Source organism: Leifsonia sp. NPDC056665 (genome assembly GCF_042791795.1).
GTDB lineage: Bacteria > Actinomycetota > Actinomycetes > Actinomycetales > Microbacteriaceae > Leifsonia.
The window spans coordinates 1-18,474 of the sequence record NZ_JBHTXK010000034.1 but is presented as its reverse complement, the minus strand read 5'-3'; the positions used below and the strand labels follow the sequence as shown (position 1 = coordinate 18,474).

At 69.6% G+C, this 18,474-nt stretch carries 15 protein-coding genes; 6 read left to right on the top strand and 9 right to left on the bottom strand.

What is annotated here, in order from left to right; translation table 11 throughout:
* Window positions 1–43 precede the first annotated feature (43 nt).
* The gene (gdhA, locus tag ACFQ9V_RS19575) at window positions 44–1,396 is read left to right on the top strand and encodes an NADP-specific glutamate dehydrogenase (protein WP_382460787.1); all 1,353 of its coding nucleotides are present in this window, start codon (window positions 44–46) and stop codon (window positions 1,394–1,396) included.
* A 9-nt stretch (window positions 1,397–1,405) separates the two neighbouring features.
* Here gdhA and ACFQ9V_RS19570 read toward each other — a convergent pair whose 3' ends face one another.
* Window positions 1,406–3,229 (bottom strand): DEAD/DEAH box helicase, encoded by a 1,824-nt coding sequence (locus tag ACFQ9V_RS19570; RefSeq protein WP_382460786.1) that lies wholly within the window; start codon window positions 3,227–3,229, stop codon window positions 1,406–1,408.
* Window positions 3,230–3,335: 106 nt separating this feature from the next.
* On the opposite strand from ACFQ9V_RS19570, the gene ACFQ9V_RS19565 reads away from it, so the two are divergent.
* Window positions 3,336–4,133 (top strand): SGNH/GDSL hydrolase family protein, encoded by a 798-nt coding sequence (locus ACFQ9V_RS19565; RefSeq protein ID WP_382460785.1) that lies wholly within the window; start codon window positions 3,336–3,338, stop codon window positions 4,131–4,133.
* 9 nt (window positions 4,134–4,142) lie between these two features.
* Here the strand turns inward: ACFQ9V_RS19565 and ACFQ9V_RS19560 are convergent, their stop codons facing one another.
* The 4 genes from ACFQ9V_RS19560 to ACFQ9V_RS19545 all read right to left on the bottom strand — a co-directional run bounded on the left by ACFQ9V_RS19560 (window position 4,143) and on the right by ACFQ9V_RS19545 (window position 10,602).
* Entirely contained in the window at window positions 4,143–6,356 is a 2,214-nt protein-coding gene (locus ACFQ9V_RS19560) for an acyltransferase family protein (RefSeq protein ID WP_382460784.1), read from the bottom strand.
* Complete coding sequence (locus tag ACFQ9V_RS19555; protein ID WP_382460783.1) at window positions 6,353–8,470, bottom strand: acyltransferase family protein; 2,118 nt, start codon at window positions 8,468–8,470, stop codon at window positions 6,353–6,355. Before ACFQ9V_RS19555 ends, ACFQ9V_RS19560 begins: the two co-directional genes overlap by 4 nt.
* 255 nt (window positions 8,471–8,725) lie before the next feature.
* Window positions 8,726–9,985, bottom strand: a complete 1,260-nt coding sequence (locus ACFQ9V_RS19550) for a D-alanyl-D-alanine carboxypeptidase family protein (protein ID WP_382460782.1) — start codon at window positions 9,983–9,985, stop codon at window positions 8,726–8,728.
* A gap of 83 nt (window positions 9,986–10,068) precedes the next feature.
* Complete coding sequence (locus ACFQ9V_RS19545; protein ID WP_382460781.1) at window positions 10,069–10,602, bottom strand: AAA family ATPase; 534 nt, start codon at window positions 10,600–10,602, stop codon at window positions 10,069–10,071.
* Window positions 10,603–10,772: 170 nt separating this feature from the next.
* On the opposite strand from ACFQ9V_RS19545, the gene ACFQ9V_RS19540 reads away from it, so the two are divergent.
* On the top strand, window positions 10,773–11,171 hold the full coding sequence (locus tag ACFQ9V_RS19540; protein ID WP_382460780.1) for a hypothetical protein: 399 nt from the start codon (window positions 10,773–10,775) through the stop codon (window positions 11,169–11,171).
* A gap of 63 nt (window positions 11,172–11,234) precedes the next feature.
* On the opposite strand, the gene ACFQ9V_RS19535 is transcribed toward ACFQ9V_RS19540, so the two are convergent.
* Both ACFQ9V_RS19535 and ACFQ9V_RS19530 read right to left on the bottom strand, forming a co-directional pair.
* On the bottom strand, window positions 11,235–11,876 hold the full coding sequence (locus ACFQ9V_RS19535) for a DUF2625 family protein (RefSeq protein ID WP_382460779.1): 642 nt from the start codon (window positions 11,874–11,876) through the stop codon (window positions 11,235–11,237).
* Window positions 11,877–12,028: 152 nt separating this feature from the next.
* Window positions 12,029–12,844 carry a TrmH family RNA methyltransferase gene (locus tag ACFQ9V_RS19530; protein WP_382460778.1) on the bottom strand — a complete coding sequence of 272 codons (816 nt, stop codon included), beginning with the start codon at window positions 12,842–12,844 and terminating at the stop codon, window positions 12,029–12,031.
* An 81-nt stretch (window positions 12,845–12,925) separates the two neighbouring features.
* Between ACFQ9V_RS19530 and ACFQ9V_RS19525 the strand changes: the two genes are divergently transcribed.
* Entirely contained in the window at window positions 12,926–13,771 is an 846-nt protein-coding gene (locus ACFQ9V_RS19525; protein ID WP_382460777.1) for a Sir2 family NAD-dependent protein deacetylase, read from the top strand.
* Window positions 13,772–13,802: 31 nt separating this feature from the next.
* Window positions 13,803–14,402, top strand: a complete 600-nt coding sequence (locus ACFQ9V_RS19520) for a histidine phosphatase family protein (protein WP_382460776.1) — start codon at window positions 13,803–13,805, stop codon at window positions 14,400–14,402.
* Here ACFQ9V_RS19520 and ACFQ9V_RS19515 read toward each other — a convergent pair.
* Both ACFQ9V_RS19515 and ACFQ9V_RS19510 read right to left on the bottom strand, forming a co-directional pair.
* Complete coding sequence (locus tag ACFQ9V_RS19515) at window positions 14,381–15,496, bottom strand: glycosyltransferase family 4 protein (protein WP_382460775.1); 1,116 nt, start codon at window positions 15,494–15,496, stop codon at window positions 14,381–14,383. The genes ACFQ9V_RS19520 and ACFQ9V_RS19515 overlap by 22 nt on opposite strands.
* On the bottom strand, window positions 15,493–16,479 hold the full coding sequence (locus ACFQ9V_RS19510; RefSeq protein WP_382460774.1) for an alpha/beta fold hydrolase: 987 nt from the start codon (window positions 16,477–16,479) through the stop codon (window positions 15,493–15,495). Before ACFQ9V_RS19510 ends, ACFQ9V_RS19515 begins: the two co-directional genes overlap by 4 nt.
* A 175-nt stretch (window positions 16,480–16,654) precedes the next feature.
* Here ACFQ9V_RS19510 and treS point away from each other — a divergent pair, with 175 nt between their 5' ends.
* On the top strand, window positions 16,655–18,364 hold the full coding sequence (gene treS, locus ACFQ9V_RS19505; protein ID WP_382460773.1) for a maltose alpha-D-glucosyltransferase: 1,710 nt from the start codon (window positions 16,655–16,657) through the stop codon (window positions 18,362–18,364).
* Window positions 18,365–18,474 lie beyond the last annotated feature (110 nt).

Below are 18,474 nucleotides of genomic sequence, written 5' to 3'. Positions count from 1 at the left end.
TGAGAGTAGACTCAGAAATCTTACGTTCGAGAAAGGCATCCGTGTGACTCCCGTGCTCTCCTCCCTCCTGGACGACGTCCTCCGCCGCAACGCCGGGGAGCCCGAATTCCACCAGGCGGCACGCGAAGTGCTCGGCTCGCTGGGCCCCGTCATCGAGGCCAACCCGCACTACGCCAGGGCGGCCGTGCTGGAGCGGATGACGGAGCCGGAGCGCCAGCTCATCTTCCGGGTGCCGTGGACGGACGACGAGGGCAACATCCGGGTCAACCGCGGGTTCCGGGTGGAGTTCAACTCGGCGCTCGGCCCGTACAAGGGCGGTCTGCGCTTCCACCCGAGCGTGACGCTGGGCACCGTGAAGTTCCTCGGCTTCGAGCAGATCTTCAAGAACGCGCTCACCGGCCTCCCGATCGGCGGCGGCAAGGGCGGCAGCGATTTCGACCCGAAGGGCCGCTCCGACGCGGAGGTGATGCGGTTCTGCCAGTCCTTCATGACGGAGCTGTACCGCCACCTCGGAGAGTACACGGACGTGCCGGCGGGCGACATCGGCGTCGGCGGCCGCGAGATCGGCTACCTGTTCGGCCAGTACAAGCGCATCACGAACCGATACGAGTCGGGCGTGCTGACCGGCAAGGGCGTCGGCTGGGGCGGCTCGCTGGTCCGCACCGAGGCGACCGGCTTCGGCGCCGTCGTGTTCGCGCAGCGGATGCTCGCCACCCGCGGGCGCTCCTTCGACGGCGCGCGGGTGCTCGTCTCCGGCTCCGGCAACGTCGCGCTGTACGCCATCCAGAAGGTGCACCAGCTCGGCGGTGTCGTCGTGGCGTGCTCGGACTCCTCCGGCGTCGTCTACGACCGCGACGGCATCGACTTCGAGCTGCTCCGCCGGATCAAGGAGGTGGAGCGCGCCCGCCTGTCCGAGTACGCGTCCCGGCGCGGCCCGTCCGCGGAGTACCGCGCGAACGGCGACCTCTGGGCCCTCGCGGCCGAGACCCCGATCGACGTCGCGATCCCGTGCGCCACGCAGAACGAGCTGGACGCGACCGCCGCCGCCACCCTCGCGGGCAACGGCGTGGCCGCGGTGGTCGAGGGCGCGAACATGCCCTGCACGCCGGAGGCCGTCCACGTCCTGCGCGCGGCCGGCGTGCTGTTCGCGCCGGGCAAGGCGGCGAACGCGGGCGGGGTGGCGACCTCCGCGCTGGAGATGCAGCAGAACGCGTCGCGGGACGCGTGGACGTTCGAGCACGCCGAGCAGCGCCTCGACGACATCATGACCGCCATCCACGACAGCTGCGCGGACACCGCCGAGCGGTATGGCGCCCCTGGCGACTACGTGCTGGGGGCGAACATCGCGGGATTCGTGCGGGTCGCGGACGCGATGCTGGCGCTCGGGGTCATCTAGCGGGCGCCGCTAGCGCCCGATCCGCTTCCTCAGCCACTCGATGCGCTGCTGGAGCTGCGACACGCTCGCCTGCGCCACCGCCGGACCGCCGCACACGCGGCGCAGCTCGGCGTGGATGAGCCCGTGCGGCTCCCCCGAGTTCTTCGAGTAGAGGCCGACCAGGCTGTTGAGGAGCTGCCGCTGCTCCTTGAGCGTGCGGTGCAGCGGCGCGGGCGGATGGCCCTCGGCGGCGGCAGGCCGGGACGAGTGCCGCCGCGCCTGCCGCTGCTGACGCTGCAGGAGCAGGTCGTGCACCTGGTCGGGCTCCAGGATGCCGGGGAGCCCGATGAAGTCGAGCTCCTCGTCCGTGCCGGGCACCGCGAACCCGCCGAACTCGCGCCCGTCGTAGACCACCCGGTCGAAGTTCGCCTCCGACCCGAGCGCCTCGAACGCGAACAGCTCGGTCAGCGCCTCCGACGCGCGGGACTCCTTGTTGGCTTCCGCGACCAGCGCGTCCTCCGGGTTCCAGAGGTCGCCCTCGCCGCCCTCCTCCGTCGGCCGGTCGAGCGCGTGATCGCGTTCCATTTCGAGGGCGTTCGCGAGCGCCATGAGGGTCGGAACGTTCGGCAGGAACACCGACGCCGTCTCGCCACGGCGGCGCGCCCGCACGAAGCGCCCGATCGCCTGCGCGAAGAACAGCGGGGTGGAGGCGCTGGTCGCGTACACGCCGACCGCCAGCCGCGGCACATCCACGCCCTCCGACACCATCCGCACCGCGACCATCCACCGCGAGTCGCCCGCGGAGAAGTCGGCGATCCGGTCGCTGGCCTCCTTCTCGTCCGAGAGCACGACGGTGACCGGCTCCCCGCTGATCTGCTGCAGGAGATCGGCGTAGGCGCGGGCCGTGTAGTGGTCGGTGGCGATCACCAGGCCGCCGGCGTCCGGGATGGAGTTGCGCACCTCGGTGAGTCGGCGATCCGCCGCGCTCAGCACCGCAGGGATCCACTCCCCGCGCGGGTCGAGCGCTGTGCGCCAGGCCTGCGACGTGATGTCCTTGGTGTTGCCCTCGCCGAGCCGCGCCTCCATCTCGTCGCCGGTCTTGGTGCGCCAGCGCATGTGCCCGGCGTAGACCATGAAGATCACCGGGCGCACGACGCCGTCGCTGAGCGCGCGTCCGTAGCCGTAGTTGTAGTCGGTGACCGAGGTGCGGATGCCCTGCCGGTCGGGCAGGTAGGCGACGAACGGGATCGGCGCGGTGTCGGACCGGAACGGCGTCCCCGTCAGCGACAGCCGCCGGGTGGCGCGCTCGAACGCGTCCCGGATCCCGTCGCCCCAGCTGAGCGCGTCGCCGCCGTGGTGCACCTCGTCGAGGATGACGAGCGTGCGGTAGGACTCGGTGATGTCCTTGTGCAGGCTCGGCCGCATCGCCACCTGCGCGTAGGTGACCGCGGCGCCCTTGTAGTGCCGGGCGTACCTGCCGTCCGCGTTGCGGAAGTCGGGGTCGAGGTGGAGGCCGACCCGGGCCGCGGCCTCCGCCCACTGGCGCTTGAGGTGCTCGGTCGGCGCGACGACGGTCACCCGCTCGATGACGCGGCGCGACAGCAGCTCGGTCGCGAGCCGGAGCGCGAAGGTGGTCTTTCCCGCGCCCGGCGTCGCGGCCGCGAGGAAGTCGCGCGGCTCGTTCACGAAGTAGGCGTCGAGGGCCTCCGCCTGCCAGGCACGGAGCTTGTCCGCAGTGCCCCAGGCGGCGCGTTCAGGGAACGACGGGGACAGGTGCTCGGCGGCGAAACTGCCCGCCCGGGCTCCCGCCGAGAGATCGAGTTCGGCAGCGTCCGCGGGTACGCCAGCGCTCATCCCGGGCTCATCGGGCAAGGCTGCTGCGTTCGTCTCCACTTGGATCGAATCTACCGGAGCTGCCTGACAATCGTCGCCGGGCCTCCCCGCAATGCAGAATGGTGGGATGGTCGACGCTCAGCATCCGTGGTCCCGTTACGTCGCCCTCGGCGACTCGTTCACCGAGGGCATCGGCGACCCGGAGCCGCTCAGCCCGGGCGGCAACCGCGGCTGGGCCGACCGCGTGGCGGAGGTGCTGAGCAGCAAGACGGACGACTTCGCCTACGCGAACCTGGCCGTCCGAGGCAAGCTGATCAAGCAGATCCTGGACGAGCAGGTCGACGCGGCGGTCGCCCTCCGCCCCGACCTCATCACCATCTCGGCCGGCGGCAACGACGTGATCCGCCCCGGCACCGACCCCGACCTGATCGCCGCCCTGCTCGACGAGGCGGTCGCCCGGCTGAGCGCCGACGGCGCGACGGTCGTGATCTTCACCGGCGTCGACGTGGGGTTCTCCCCCGTGTTCCGCGGCATCCGCGGCAAGGTGGCGATCTACAACGAGAACATCCGCGCGGTCGCCGCGAGGTACGACGCGATCGTGGCCGACCAGTGGTCGCTCACCGAGATCCAGGACGTCCGGATGTGGTCCCCCGACCGCCTCCACCTCGCCCCACTCGGCCACCACACTGTCGCCCGCATGGTCCTGGCGGCCCTCAACGTGGACAACGACCTCCAGCCGCTGGAGCCGGAACCGCTGCCGGTGCGCACCTGGCGTCAGGCCCGCGCCGAGGACCTGTCGTGGGCTCGGGAGTACCTGGTGCCGTGGGTGCTGCGGCGCGTCCGGCACCAGTCGTCGGGCGACCACGTGCTGCCGAAACGGCCGCAGGCGGGGCCGTTCGTGATCGAGGTGGTGGAGGAGGAGTGAGCCGGGAAGCTACGGGCCGGTGAGGCTCACACCCGACTCGGCAAGGAGGGCGACGAACGCCGGCGCGATGTAGCGCGCGTACTCCTCGGTGATGTGCGTCATGTCGAACTTGACCGGTATGCCGTCGACGAAGGCCGGACATTTGTTGGAGACGCAAAACAGCTGCTTCGTGTCGACGAACTGTCCGCCGGTCTCTGTGAGGGTCTGCTCGGCCGACATGGTGAACTTCTTCCAGGTCGGCTGCACGGAGGTCACGCAATCGGCCGGTGCGCTCCGAGGGGAATAGCACTCCCGCACATCCTTCTGGGCGGGGGGCGGCGCAAGAAGGACGACCTTTCCGGCGTCGGGTGTGATCCTCTCGAGATACCGCTTGAGACCCTGCTGGTACTCGGCGGGGGTGATCTCCTTCCCCGTGTCGAGGTTGATATCGGCAGCCGGTCCGTTCGCTATGAACACGATCTCCGGTCGCATTTCCGCCACAGTGGAGATCGCGAGTTCTTTGCGCCCGGGGCAGGCGGCCTCGTACTGGGGATTCGGGCTGTTCGTGTGGATGTCGACGAAGGGGCAACTGTAGAGTCCGAGCGACGTGACCCGAAGTTGGCCGCCCGATCCCTCGACAAGGGCACGGATCATCGCCACATAGGCGATCGACATCGAATCGCCCACGAGTGCCACTGAGTGCGGGGCGTTCGGGTCGCCCCAGGTGCACTTGTCGACTCCCGGATAGTTCGAGCTCGCGCACGCGTGCACGGCTTGCTCGAATTGGTAGTTCTCGACGACACTGTCCATGCTCGGGCTGAGCTCCGGCCAGCTTTTCGCCGCGAGAGCCGTCGTGATCGCCGTCGAGAGCGAGTCGAGCGCGGCTCGATCGGCGCCGCCGTCGAGCATGTTCCCCGTCTCCGGCGCCGCCGTCTTCTCCACAGCCGCCTGGGGAGTCGACGAGTTCCGATCCACGGTGAATGCGAAGACCAGGGCTCCGACGGTGGCCACCGCCACCGCTCCGAGGGTCACAGCTCTGGCTCGCGAGCCCGGCGCTCTGCGTGACCGCTTCTTCTTCCGGGGCTCCAACCACAACGAACGGCGAACAGGTTCCTCGATGAAGCGGTACGACAGTGCCGCCAGCACGACCGAGAGCGCGATGGACTCGAGCGCGGGGATCGCAGTGCCGGAGGCCGATGTCCCGCGGGCCAGCTCCGCCACGACGATGAGCGCCGGGAAGTGCCAGAGGTAGAGCGAGTAGGAGATGTCCCCGATATAGCTCAGGAACGGGTTGTCCAGTGGGTTGAGCCACGAACGCTTCGGCTGCCAGGGGAAGGCGATGAATGCCGCGGTGCTGAGCACGGCGAGCGCGGCCCACGGTGCGGGGAAGCCCTGACCGGACGGCGTGATCGCGCTCGCCAGGATCATGCCCGCCAGCGAGAGCAGTGCGATGGCGGGACGGTAGAAGGCCGGCACCCGCGAGAGCCACGGCATGCACAGCGCCACCGTTGCGCCGACCGAGAGTTCCCAGAGCCGGGCAGGCGTGATGAAGTAGGCGCTCGCGCTGTCGGCCTGCGTGAGTTGCAGGGAGAGGATGAAGAGCGCGGCCGTGATCGCCAGGGTGATCGCGGCGGCGAGCACTCGCGGCCGACGACCGCGTGCGACGAGCAGGGCGATGAGGAGGATCGCCGCCGGCCAGACCAGGTAGTACTGCTCCTCCAGACTGAGCGACCAATAGTGCTGCAGCGGGGAGGTCTGGGCGCCCTGCGCGAAGTAGTCGGTCTGTGCGGCGGCGAACCGCCAGTTGGAGACGAAGAACAGCGACGCGACGGCATCCCACACGGTCGTCACGAACCGGCCGGACGTGAACAGTGCCCACGCGCCGACCACGGTGGCGGCCAGTACCGCGACGGACGCCGGAATGAGCCGCCGGATGCGCCGGCGGTAGAACGCGAGAAGCCTGATGCGCCCGCTCCGCTCGTACTCGCGGTGCAGCACCGACGTCATCAGGAAGCCGGAGATGACGAAGAAGATGTCGACGCCGACGAAGCCGCCGGCGGGCCACTCGAAGGCGTGGTTGAGGACGACGAGCCCGACGGCGAGGGCACGCAGGCCCTGCAGGTCGAGCCGCATCTTCGTACGCGGGGGCTGCGGCGCCCCGCGTCGGTCTGCCGGGACCGCCGCACGCGACCGGCGTACCTCGGAACGCCTCGGCGGCGTGGTCATCGTCTCGGAGCCGGTCATTCGCGCTCTCCTTCCTGCGCTCCGGTGAGGCTGATCCCTTGTTGCGCCACAAGCGCGACGAACCCGGCGGCGATGTGGCGCGAGTACTCCTCGGTGTGATGGATGTGGTCGAATTTGATCGGCATCCCTGAGGCGAACGCCGGACATTTCGACTTCACGCAGAAGAGGTGCCGGCTGTCGATCCACGCACCGCCGAATTCTGCGGCGAGGGCGGATTCCGCCTTTCCCATCGCCTTCCAGCGGGAGGGCACCGTCGTAATGCACGCGTCGGGTCCGGTTCGAGGCGAGTAGCACTCGCGCACGTCCTTCTCCGCCGGCGGAGGGGCGAGCAGCAGGACCTTTCCGGTGTTCGGCGTGATCCGCTCGAGGAACGGGCGAAGTCCCGCCGCATACTCGTCGGGCGTGAACGGCGTGCCGTCGCTGGTCTTGTTCAGCGGGATGTACGTGTTGGAGACGATGACGACGTCCGGCTTCAGCTCCGCGATGTTGTCGATCGCCTGTGCCTTGCGGCCAGGGCATGCCCGCTTGAACGACGCCTCACCGTTCGTCGTCTCGAAGTCCACGAACGGGCACGCGTACATGCCGAGGGTGCTGGTCTTGAGCTGACCGTTCGAGCCGTCTGCGAGCGCGCGCAGCATCGCGACATAGCCGACCGAGATCGAGTCGCCGACGATCGCCACCGAGTGCGGCGCGTCATCGGCTCCCCAGGTGCACGACCCCAGGCCGGGGAAGACTTGATTCGAGCACGCGATCGTCGCGTTATCCCGCTCGTATCCCGATACCGCGCTGTCCATGCTCGGACTGAGCTCGGGCCAGCTCTTCGCGTTGAGAGCCGTCCTCAGCTCGGCTGAGAGGGAGTCGAGCGCGGGCCGATCGGCGCCGGCGTCGAGCACGTCTGCCGTGTGCGGCGGCGCCGTCGCTGCGGCCGAGGGCTCCCTGTCCGTTGCGCGATCGTCTGCGATGAACGCGAGCACGAGTGCCACTGCGGTGACCGCGGATGCGGCGAGGACGATGAGTGACTTGGCCCGCGAACGGCCGGCCGTGCGCCGCTTCGCCTTCGGCTCCAACCACCCCGATCTCCGCACCGTCTCCTCGACATACCGGTACGACACCTCCGACAACCCGAACGCGACCAGGATCGACACCACCGCCGGGATCGCCGACTTCTCCCCTGGCAGCCCCCGGAACGCCTCCGCGATGAGGATGAGCGCCGGGAAGTGCCACAGGTACAGCGAGTACGAGATGTCCCCGACATGCGAGACGACCGGGTTCGCGAGCGGGTTGAGCCACGCCCGCCGCGGTTGCCACGGGAACGCGATGAACACGGCCGTGCTGATGGCCGCCACCAGCGCCCAGGGCGCGGGAAACCCGGCTCCCGACGGCGTGATGACGGCCGCCGTGATCATGCCGGCGAGCGAGAGCAGCATGACGGACGGGCGCCACAGCGACGGGAGTCGGTCGAACAGCGGCATGCAGAATGCGACCGTCGAACCGATCGAGAGCTCCCACAGGCGGGCCGGGGTGATGAAGTACGCGGTCGCGCTGTCGGCCTCCGTGAGTTGGAGCGCCACGAGGAAGAGGCCTGCTGTGATCACCAGGCACAGCGCGGCGGCAAGGACCCGCGGGCGGTGCCGACCGGCCGCGACCAGCCCCAGCACGAGGACCGCGATCGGCCAGACGAGGTAGTACTGCTCCTCCAGGCTCAGCGACCAGTAGTGCTGCAGCGGCGAGGTCTGCGCCCCCTGCGCGAAGTAGTCGGTCTGGACGGCGGCGAACCGCCAGTTGGAGACGAAGAACAGCGCGGCGACGCCGTCCCACACCGTCGAAAGGAACCGGCCGGGGCCGAACAGCGCGAAGGCTCCCGCGATCGTCACCACGATCACCGTCGCGGATGCGGGGATCAAGCGCCGGATGCGGCGGCGGTAGAACGCGAAGAACCGGATCGTGCCCGAGCGCTCGTACTCCCGGTACAGCAGCGACGTCATCAGGAAGCCCGAGATGACGAAGAAGATGTCGACGCCGACGAAACCGCCGGCCGGCCACTCGAACGCGTGGTTCAGCACGACCAGGCCGACTGCGAGCGCGCGCAGGCCCTGGAGGTCGATTCGCTTCACCGTGGGAACCGTCGCCGACCGGGTCGTCGCGGACGATCGGGAACGGCGGCGGCCGGATTCGGCGCGCGGGAGAGTCTGGGTGTCAGGGTCCATGAACGGTGGGGCCTCGGCGGGTTGGGGGCGAACCTCATCACGCTAAAGGGACAGACCACCCATGAGAGACCTCACATGTGGGATATCCGCGCGGACGCGCCGAACACAGCCGTGGGACTCACCCTGACGATCACCCGGGCACCGGCAAGGACGGGGCCGGGCTCAGGTCCCCAGTCCCCCCGGGTGCGCCAACCGCCACCCGAACCCCGGGTCCGGCACATCCTTCGCCAGCGCCAGGTCCACCGTCTTCGCCGCCCCGTTGACCGTGAACGTCACGTGCCCGACGACATCCCCCTTGAACCCCGACTGCAGTCGCTGGGTCGTCAGGTCCACGGTGACCGGGGTGTCCGACCACACCACGAAGCTCTGACCCGAAGTCGCCACCACGTTGGAGCCCGCGCCCCATTTGGTCGTGTAGGAGCCGAAGACCTGGCCGGTCGTCGCTGCCGTCACCGTGTGGAAGCCCGACTGCATGCTCGTCAGCAGTCCGCTCACCCCCGCCCACAGCGTGTCGTGGTCGGCCGCGCCCAGCACCACGCCGAGCACGCGCACCTTCTCATTGCCCACCGGCACCTCGGCCGAGAACAGCAGGCAGAATCCCGCCTGGTCGGTGTTGCCGGTCTTGATGCCGTCCACACCGTCCACGCCCAGCAGCGCATTGGTGTTGTCCTGCGCGCCGGCGCCGGGGAGCGTCGCCGATTTCTGCGAGACGATCGCGGAGAGCGCCGGCGAGGCGAGCACCAGCTTGCCGATCCCGATCAGGTCCTTCGTGCTGCTCACGTTACCGGGGTCGAGGCCGTCCGGGGTCACGACCTTGGTGCCGGTGAAGCCCTTCGACGCGAGCCAGCTGTTCGCCGCCTTGAGGTAGGCGGAGGTGGAGCCGAAGGCCCAGTTCGCCAGCGAGATGGCGTAGTTGTTGGCCGACGGGAGCAGCATCGCGGTGAGCGCCTGCTTCTCGGTCATCGAGGTGCCCGCCTGCACGGGAGCCCAGGAGCCGCCGGCGGCGATCACCTGGTTCCAGATGTCGACGTCCTTCTGCGTGAACGCGATGGTCGGGCCGTCCGCGTTGCCGTCCAGCGGCTTGGCCTGGAGGACGACGAGCGCGGTGATCGTCTTGGTCATGCTCGCGATCGGCATGCTCGCATTGCTGCCGTGGTACTCCGTCGCGCCGGGATAGTCGGGCGCGGTGATCGCGGCCGACCCGTAGCCGGGCCAGTTCAGCTGCGCCGCGGCCTGTGTGAGGGAGGTCTCGTGCTGGGTGACGGCGGCGGTGGCCGGGATCGGCGTGATGACCGAGCCGAAGACGTAGAGCAGGGCGAGCAGCAGCACGCCGCCGACTCCGAAGACGACGATCCGGCGGCGGCGGTACACCTGCTTGCGGTTCTGGCGGCGCGGCGGATCGGCGAGGACTTGCTGAGGCACCTTCGGATTCTAGGGGGACGCGCTGAGGCATCGGCTGAGAACGCGCCAGCGGGCGGTGCACCGGGGCAGCCGCGACGCAGCGCTCAGGCGGCCACGCTGCCGGGAAGCGACCGGACGACCCGATCCGCCACCTGGTCCGGGGTGAGCCCGCCGGTGTCGATGACCGCGCCCGCGTCGTGGAGCCACGAGCGCGCGGCAGCCGCGTACGGTTCGACGTACGCGTGCCGGAACGTCGACGGCCCGAGGTCCTCGTCATCGTCGATCCTGCCGACCAGCACCTCCTCGTCGGCATGCAGGATCACATGCCGGACGGGTATCCCGTAGCCGGCGAGCCCCGCCTCGATCTCGCGCCAGTAGTCCTCGACCAGGACGGTCATGGGGACGATCAGCGTCCCGCCGACGTACTCGATCAGGCGCCGCGCGGTCTCCACGACCAGCGGACGCCACAGCGGCCAGTGCTGGAAGTTGTCCGTCGCCGGAAGGGCCGGCCTCACATCCATCAGGACCTCGCCGACCTTCTCGGCGTCGAAGATCCGGGAGTCCGGGATCCGCTGCTGCACGAGCACGCTCGTCGTCGTCTTCCCCACGCCGTGCGTGCCGTTCAGCCAGACGATCATGCCTGCGACCGTACCCGCATCGCCCACAGCACCTGTCTGTGGTGGTCCAGGCCTCGCACCCATCGGGTGCGCTCGACCAGCGGTGGCTCGTGGGCGATCCGGCCACGTCGACTGGCGAATGGCCGCCGATCGCGTAATCCCCGGGGCCACGGATATCTATAACCTGAGCGATGCTCTACTATTCGGCCATGAGACGGAATCCTGCGAGCATAGCCCTCGGTGTCAGTTGTGCCGTCAGCTTCACCCTCGGGGCAATTCTGTGGGTCGTCGGCAACAACCAACTCCGCGGCGACCAGCTCGGGTCCGATTACTTCAACGCCCTCAACCTGGACAACGGAACCAATTTCGCAGACCCCGGAGCAGGCGCGATCGCAGCCGACGACGCCCTCATCTGGTGGGGCATCGGGCTGGTCATCTTCGGCGGTCTATTGTTCATCGCGACACTTGTCACGGTGGCGATCACACGTCAAATGCGCGCCAGCGCGGAGGCATCCCCGAAGAGCTTCGCCGAGTACCAGGCATCGAAGGATGATCCCCAGGCCCGCGCAGGGTCTGGGACACAGCCATAAATCGCCCAATAGCAATAGTGGCGGCTTCCCTCGCACGCGGAAGCGGCAGCTCAGGACCCGTCCTCACACGTTGCCGCCGTTGAGTTGGCGCGCGGCCTCAGCGTAGAAGTAGTGGAGCTCGGCGAGCGGAACTGCTGAGCGGGACACCGCGTTCGCGTTCTGTCCCTCCGTCGAGAAGGGCGGCGGATACAGCGACCAGCCCTGGTCTACGGCCAACGACGACGAATCTTGTCGCCAGCCAGTCCAGCGCAATGAGGCATAGAAATCGGTCAGGCCTCCGTCAAGGGCCCAGGAGACAAAGGCCGAGAGTCCCCCGCCGATTCCGGACCAGGCGAGGGTGTCCGGCCCCCAATAGCAAACCTCCCCCGCTGCGATACCAAGGCCTCCGCCATCGATGGCGAAACGTCCGCCAAGCGCGTCGAAGGCGACCACGAGGTGCGACCGTGCACGGCTTCCGCTGTTCTCTTGCGACAGACTCGGCAGGCCCGGCATGCCGCCGCCGAGGATGCGAAGCCAGCCACTCTCGATTAGTAAGCCACCAGCGTTCGCAGCGATCGCCCCCAACGTGGAGCGTTCCGTGAGTTGAAGCTCTTTCAAGACCGCTTGACCGCGAACCGGATCGACTGGAATAGCTTCGACATCCACGGACGCTTCATGAATCTGGCGGACGATCTCTGGCCAAGCGGATCCGTCAGCGTCCGACATGCAGACTCGCTCGTGTCTCTGTCATGCCGCGAGCGTACATCGCTCGATGGCTCGGCTTCGGACGCCCAATTCAATGCCAGCGTGCTTCGAGGGTGCAGTAGGTGTGAGCGCCGACGCCCTCGAACAGCAGGGACAGGAAGGCGTGACGACGATCACGCCTGCGACCCCACCCGCATCGTCCACAGCACCACCGCGCTCGCGGACGCGACGTTCAGCGAGTCCACCCCGTGCAGCATCGGGATGGTCACCACGGTGTCCACGGCCGCCAGCGCCCGCCGGCTGAGCCCGTCGCCCTCCGACCCGAACACGAGGGCGGCGCGCTCCGGGGCGCGGGCGGCGTACTCGTCCAGGGAGACCGCGTCGTCCGCGAGCGCGAGCGCCGCGATCTCGAAGCCGGCCTCGTGCAGCAGCGGCGCGGCCTCGTCCCATTCCGGGATGCGCGTCCACGGCACCTGGAGGACGGTCCCCATGCTCACGCGAACGCTCCGGCGGTAGAGCGGGTCGGCGCAGCGCGGGCTGACCAGCACCGCGTCGGCTCCGAGGCCGGCGACGCTGCGGAAGATCGCACCGACGTTCGTGTGGTCGACGATGTCCTCCAGCACCACGACCCGCCGCGCACCGGCCAGCAGCGCACGAGGGTCGGGCAGCTCCGGCCGGTGCATCGCCGCCAGGGCCCCGCGGTGGAGGTGGTACCCGGTGAGCTGCTCCAGCAGCGCGGACTCCCCCACGAACACCGGCACGTCGGGGTAGTCGGCGAGCAGCGGCGCCACGTCGTCCAGCCACTGCTCCTGCAGCAACACGGACCGCGGCCGGTGCCCGGCGGCGAGTGCGCGGGTGATCACCTTGGTCGACTCGGCGATGTAGAGGCCGCCCTCCGGCTCGCTCACCCGCCGCAGTGCGACGTCGGTCAGGCGGGAGTAGTCGGCGAGGCCGTCGGCGGTCAGGTCGGTCACGCGTTGGATGTGCACCCGTCCAGATTGCCAGTAGCCGGAAACAAACTCGAAAAACGGCCGGTTTAGACTTCGGGGAGGATCGACCGGGAGGTGTCTGTGACCACGCTGACGACCGAGCTCTCACCCGAGCTCTCGCGCGGCATCGACGAGGTCGAGGGGCTGCTCGCCGGGCGGACCTTCGCGGTGCTGACCGGCGCCGGCGTCTCGACCGACTCGGGCATCCCGGACTACCGCGGCGAAGGCGCCCCGAAGCGCACGCCGATGACGTTCCAGCAGTTCCTCGCCGACGACCGGTACCGCAAGCGGTACTGGGCCGGCAGTCACGTCGGCTACCGCCGGTTCGCGGCGGCCCACCCGAACGACGGCCACCGCGCCCTCGCCGCCCTGGAGGCCGCCGGCGCGGCGAACGGCGTCATCACGCAGAACGTGGACGGCCTCCACAAACAGGCGGGCAGCCGCCGCGTTGTCGACCTGCACGGCTCGATGGACCGCGTCGTCTGCCTGGTCTGCGGCCAGATCTTCGCCCGCGAGGCGATCACCGCGAGCATCGACGCGGCGAACCCGTGGCTGGAGGCCGAGGGCGCCGTGGCGATCGCGCCGGACGGCGACGCGATCGTGACAGACGTCGACTCCTTCGTCATCCCCGACTGCACGGTCTGCGGCGGGCATCTGAAGCCCGACGTGGTCTTCTTCGGCGAGTTCATCCCCGCCGAGAAGTACCGGGAGGCCAGCTCCCTGGTGCGCGCGGCCGACGCGCTCGTCATCGCGGGCTCGTCGCTCGTGGTCAACTCCGGCATCCGGCTCCTGGAGGAGGCGCGCCGCAAGCGCCTCCCGATCGTCATCGTCAACCGCGGCGAGACCAAGGGCGACGCGCGGGCCAGCGTTAAGCTGGACGGCGGGACCACGGAGACGCTGGTCGAGCTGGCGCGCCGGCTCGCCTGACCCGCCGCGCGTCCTCGACGAAAGGACGCGCGTGACCTTCATCTCCCTCGTTCGCCACGGCCAGACCGACTGGAACCTGGCCAAGCGCATCCAGGGCTCCAGTGACATCCCGCTCAACGGCACCGGCCGGGCGCAGGCGGAGGCGACCGGACGCGCGCTGTCGGGAGGCCGGTTCGACGCCGTGTACGCGAGCCCGCTCAGCCGCGCGCTCGACACGGCGCGGATCATCGCCGGGCACCTGGGGCTCGGCGAGCCTGGCAGGCTGCCGGCGGTGGCCGAGCGGCAGTACGGCGAGGCGGAGGGGCTGACCGGCGCCGAGATCCTGGAGCGCTGGCCGGAGGGCACGCCCGTCCCCGGGCGCGAGTCCCGCGAGGAGGTCGTCGAGCGCGCGCTCCCCGCCCTGATCGAGCTGGGCGGCGCGCACCCGGGCCAGAACCTGATCGTGGTCAGCCACGGCGGCGTGATCGGCTCCCTGGTGAGGCATGTGACCGACCACGCGCTCCCCGGCCCGGGCGAGGTCATCCCGAACGGCTCGGTGCACCGCTTCCGCTACGACGACGGCCGGCTGACCCTCGACCGGTTCAACCTCGGACCGGAGGATCGCGACCTCTACACGGCGTCGGTGCTCTGAACCCTTCGCCCGCGTCTGGCGGCCCTGGTCGCCGTCGCGGTGAGCACCGTCAGCAGGTGGTCGGCCGACGCCGACCAGGTGAACCGTCCGGCCTCGCGCCGCGACGCCGCCGACCGCTGCGCCCACACGCCCGGCTGCTCCAGGTGCCGCACCCGCGCTGCGAGCGCGTCGGCGTCGTCAGCCGGGAAGTACAGCGCCGACTCGCCGCCGATCTCGCGGAAGATCGGGATGTCGCTGACGACGACCGGCGTCCCGAGCGTCATCGACTCCACCAGCGGGATGCCGAAGCCCTCGTCGCGCGACGCCGTCACGAGCGCGGTCGCCCGCGCGAGCGTCTCGGCGTAGTCCTCGTCCGTGGCTCCGTCGTGGAAGACCAGCCGCGCTCCCGGCGCCAGCGCGGCGAGCCGGTCACGCTCGGCCGGGGTGACCCGGCTCATCAGGTGCAGCGAGTAGTCGGGCAGCTGCGCCGCCGCGCGCACGAGCGTGTCCACGTTCTTGTAGGGCATGAACGAGCCCATGTAGACGAGCACCTTGGCCTCCGGGGCGGTGCGCGCCAGGCGCTCCTCCGGGAGGATCGGCATGTCCGCGGCGTTCGGCACGACGTAGACCGGGCGCTTGGTCAGGTGGTGCTCGGCGATGAGCTCCTTGGTCGTCTCCGACACGGTCACCACCGCGTCCGACCGGTTGAGCAGCATCCGCTGCGGCCACCACGCGAGGTGGTACAGCCGCCAGAGCACGCGCACGAAGCCCGGGAGGTCGCGCGGCGGCGTCGGGTGCCGGTAGTAGATCAGGTCGTGCACGGTGAGGATCAGACGGTAGCGCCGCCCGAAGCTGCCCATCGTCTGCATGGGCGTGAACACGACGTCGGGCTTAAGCTTGTTGACCCGGCGGGCGACCAGCGGCTCCAGCGCGGAGGTCGGCGCGGCGGCGAGCTCCCACGGGAGGTCCGGCAGCAGCTCGAGCTGGCGGTGGTCGCTGATCAGCATCGTGACGGCGTGCCGCTGGGCCAGCGCCCCCACGAGTCCGGCCGTGAACCGGCTGATGCCGTCGTGCCGGCCGATGCGGGTGTAGCGGCAGTCGAAGACGATCCTCACGCGCTCTCTCCCTGGTTCGCGGCGGAGTCTCGTCCAGCCGGGTCGGCCAGGAACTCCTCGATCGCCCTGGCGGCCTCCACCGGCTTCTCGTAGTGGATGAGGTGGCCCACGTCCGCGATCTCCACGAGCCGCGCGTCCGGGAACAGCCCCCGCAACCGGCGCTCGGCGGCGATCGGCGTGATGTCGTCGTCCACCGCCGCGACGAGCAGCGTCGGCTCCGGGATGCGCGCCGCGTACTCGCTCACGTCATGCGCGACCGACGCCCGGAAGGCCTGCAGCACGACGCGCCGGTCGCTGAACGCGGAGAAGTAGCTGTCGTGCTGGCCGTGGATCCACGCGCGCAGCGAGCGGACGCGGGTCTTCGCCATCGCGACGCTCATCACGCGCACGATGACCCGGTTGCGCAGCAGGGCGAAGCCGAGGCGCTCGGGCAGCGCCGCCGCGAGCCAGTAGTAGAAGATCGCGAGCCGGGTCAGCACGCCGCGCGGTCCGGCGAGCGCGGGCTGGCCGATCGGGTTGACCAGCACGACCGCGTCGGGACGCTGCCCCGCGTCCTCGGCCGTGTCCTCGGCCAGTGTCGCCGCGACCACGATCGAGCCGAACGAGTGCCCGAGCAGTACGACCCTCCCCTGCAGGCCCAGCCCGGCGGTGAACGCCCGCAGCCAGGCCGAGTACCCGGGGATGTCGTGGTCCCGCTCCGTCAGCGGTGTCGACTCGCCGAAGCCGGGGAGGTCCGGCGAGATCAGCCGCAGCCCGCCGCCGAGCTGCGCGACCACCGGCTCCAGGCCGTGGTGGTCGCCGCGGAAGCCGTGCACCAGCACGAGCGTGGTGGCGGCGTCGGGGTCGCCGTAGTCCCAGTACCGCGTCAGGCCGCCCAGCAGCGGGAGCTCGGCGCGGCGGACCGGGACGCGGCCCAGCGCCTCCGCGTACGGAGAGGCGGCGGCAGGGTACGGAGAGGCGGCGTACCGTGTCGAGGAGGTCATCGTCGTCCAGTCTAGGCCGGGTCCCCTCGGGAACCCGGTGAATGCGGCTGGAGGACTGGACAGCCCACCGCCCGCAGGTCCTAGACTTCTCTGAATGTAATCGCTTGCATGACCCCACCGTGCACGACCCCCGAGCTCGCTGCCCCGACGGCGTGGCCGCTCGAGAAGGAGAACCGTGAGTTTCACCGCGCCCATCACGTTGCCCGGGCTCACCCTCGATCCGCAGTGGTACCGCCGCGCCGTCTTCTACGAGGTGATGGTCCGCTCGTTCGTGGACAGCAACGGCGACGGCTCGGGCGACATCGGGGGCCTGACCTCCAAGCTCGACTACCTGCAGTGGCTGGGGATCGACGCGCTCTGGCTGCCGCCGTTCTTCCAGTCGCCGCTGCGCGACGGCGGCTACGACGTGTCCGACTTCAAGGCGATCCTGCCGGAGTTCGGCACGATCGAGGAGTTCCGCGACCTGGTCACCAAGGCGCACGAGCGCAACATGCGCATCATCATCGACCTCCCGATGAACCACACCTCCGACCAGCACGAGTGGTTCCAGCAGTCGCGCAGCGACCCGGAGGGTCCGTTCGGCGACTTCTACGTCTGGAACGACACCGACGACAAGTGGCCGGACATCCGCATCATCTTCGTGGACACCGAGGACTCCAACTGGGCGTTCGACGAGGCCCGCAGGCAGTTCTACTTCCACCGGTTCTTCTCCCACCAGCCCGACCTCAACTTCGAGAACCCCGCCGTGCACGACGCGATGTTCGACGTCGTCCGGTTCTGGCTCGACCTCGGCGTGGACGGCTTCCGGCTCGACGCGATCCCCTACCTGTACGAGTCGGACGAGGGCAACGGCGAGGGCGAGCCGCCCACCCACGAGTTCATCAAGAAGCTGCGGGTGATGGTCGACCGGGAGTACCCCGGCCGCATGATGATCGCCGAGGCGAACCAGTGGCCCCGCGAGGTCGCGGCCTTCTTCGGCTCGGACGACGAGCCGGAGTGCCACATGGCCTTCGACTTCCCCGTGATGCCGCGGATCTTCTACGCGCTGCGCAGCCAGCAGGCCTCCGAGCTGATCCGGGTGCTCTCCGAGACGACCGACGTCCCGGAGGGTTCGGCGTGGGGCGTCTTCCTCCGCAACCACGACGAGCTCACCCTGGAGATGGTCAGCGAGGAGTACCGCCAGGCGATGTACGGCTGGTACGCCTACGACCCGCGGATGCGCGCCAACATCGGCATCCGACGTCGGCTGGCTCCCCTGCTCGACAACTCCCGCGCCGAGCTGGAGCTCGCGCACGCTCTCCTGTTCTCGCTGGAGGGCAGCCCGTTCCTCTACTACGGCGACGAGATCGGGATGGGCGACAACATCTGGCTGCCCGACCGCGACAGCTCGCGCACCCCGATGCAGTGGACGCCGGACCGCAACGCCGGCTTCTCCACCGCCGACCCCGGCAAGCTCTTCCTCCCGGTCGTGCAGTCGCTCGTCTACCACTACAACCAGGTGAACGTGGAGGCGCAGCTCGCCCAGTCGCGCTCACTCCTGCACTGGATCCGCAACGTCATCCACGTCCGCAAGGCGCACCCGGTGTTCGGCCTCGGCGACATGCGCGTGCTGCCCACCGACCACGAGTCGGTGCTCGCGTTCGTGCGCACCTACGAGGGCAGCGGCACGCACTTCGGCGACCAGCCGGAGGACGTGCTGTGCGTGTTCTCGTTCGCGCACAACCCGGTGTCGGTGACCCTGGAGGCGCCCGAGTTCGCCGGCAGCGCGCTCTACGACCTGTTCGGCGGCGCGGAGTTCCCGACCGTCGCGGAGGACGGCCGGTTCACGCTCACGCTCGGCACCCAGAACTTCTACTGGCTCCACATCGAACCCCCTCGCCCCTGACCATCCACGCCGCTCCACACCGTCGAGGGGCCAGAAAACACCCCCAAAAAAAACATTTTTTGGGGGTTTACGTGGCCGCGCACGGTTTTTTTTTTGGATAAGCGCCCCGC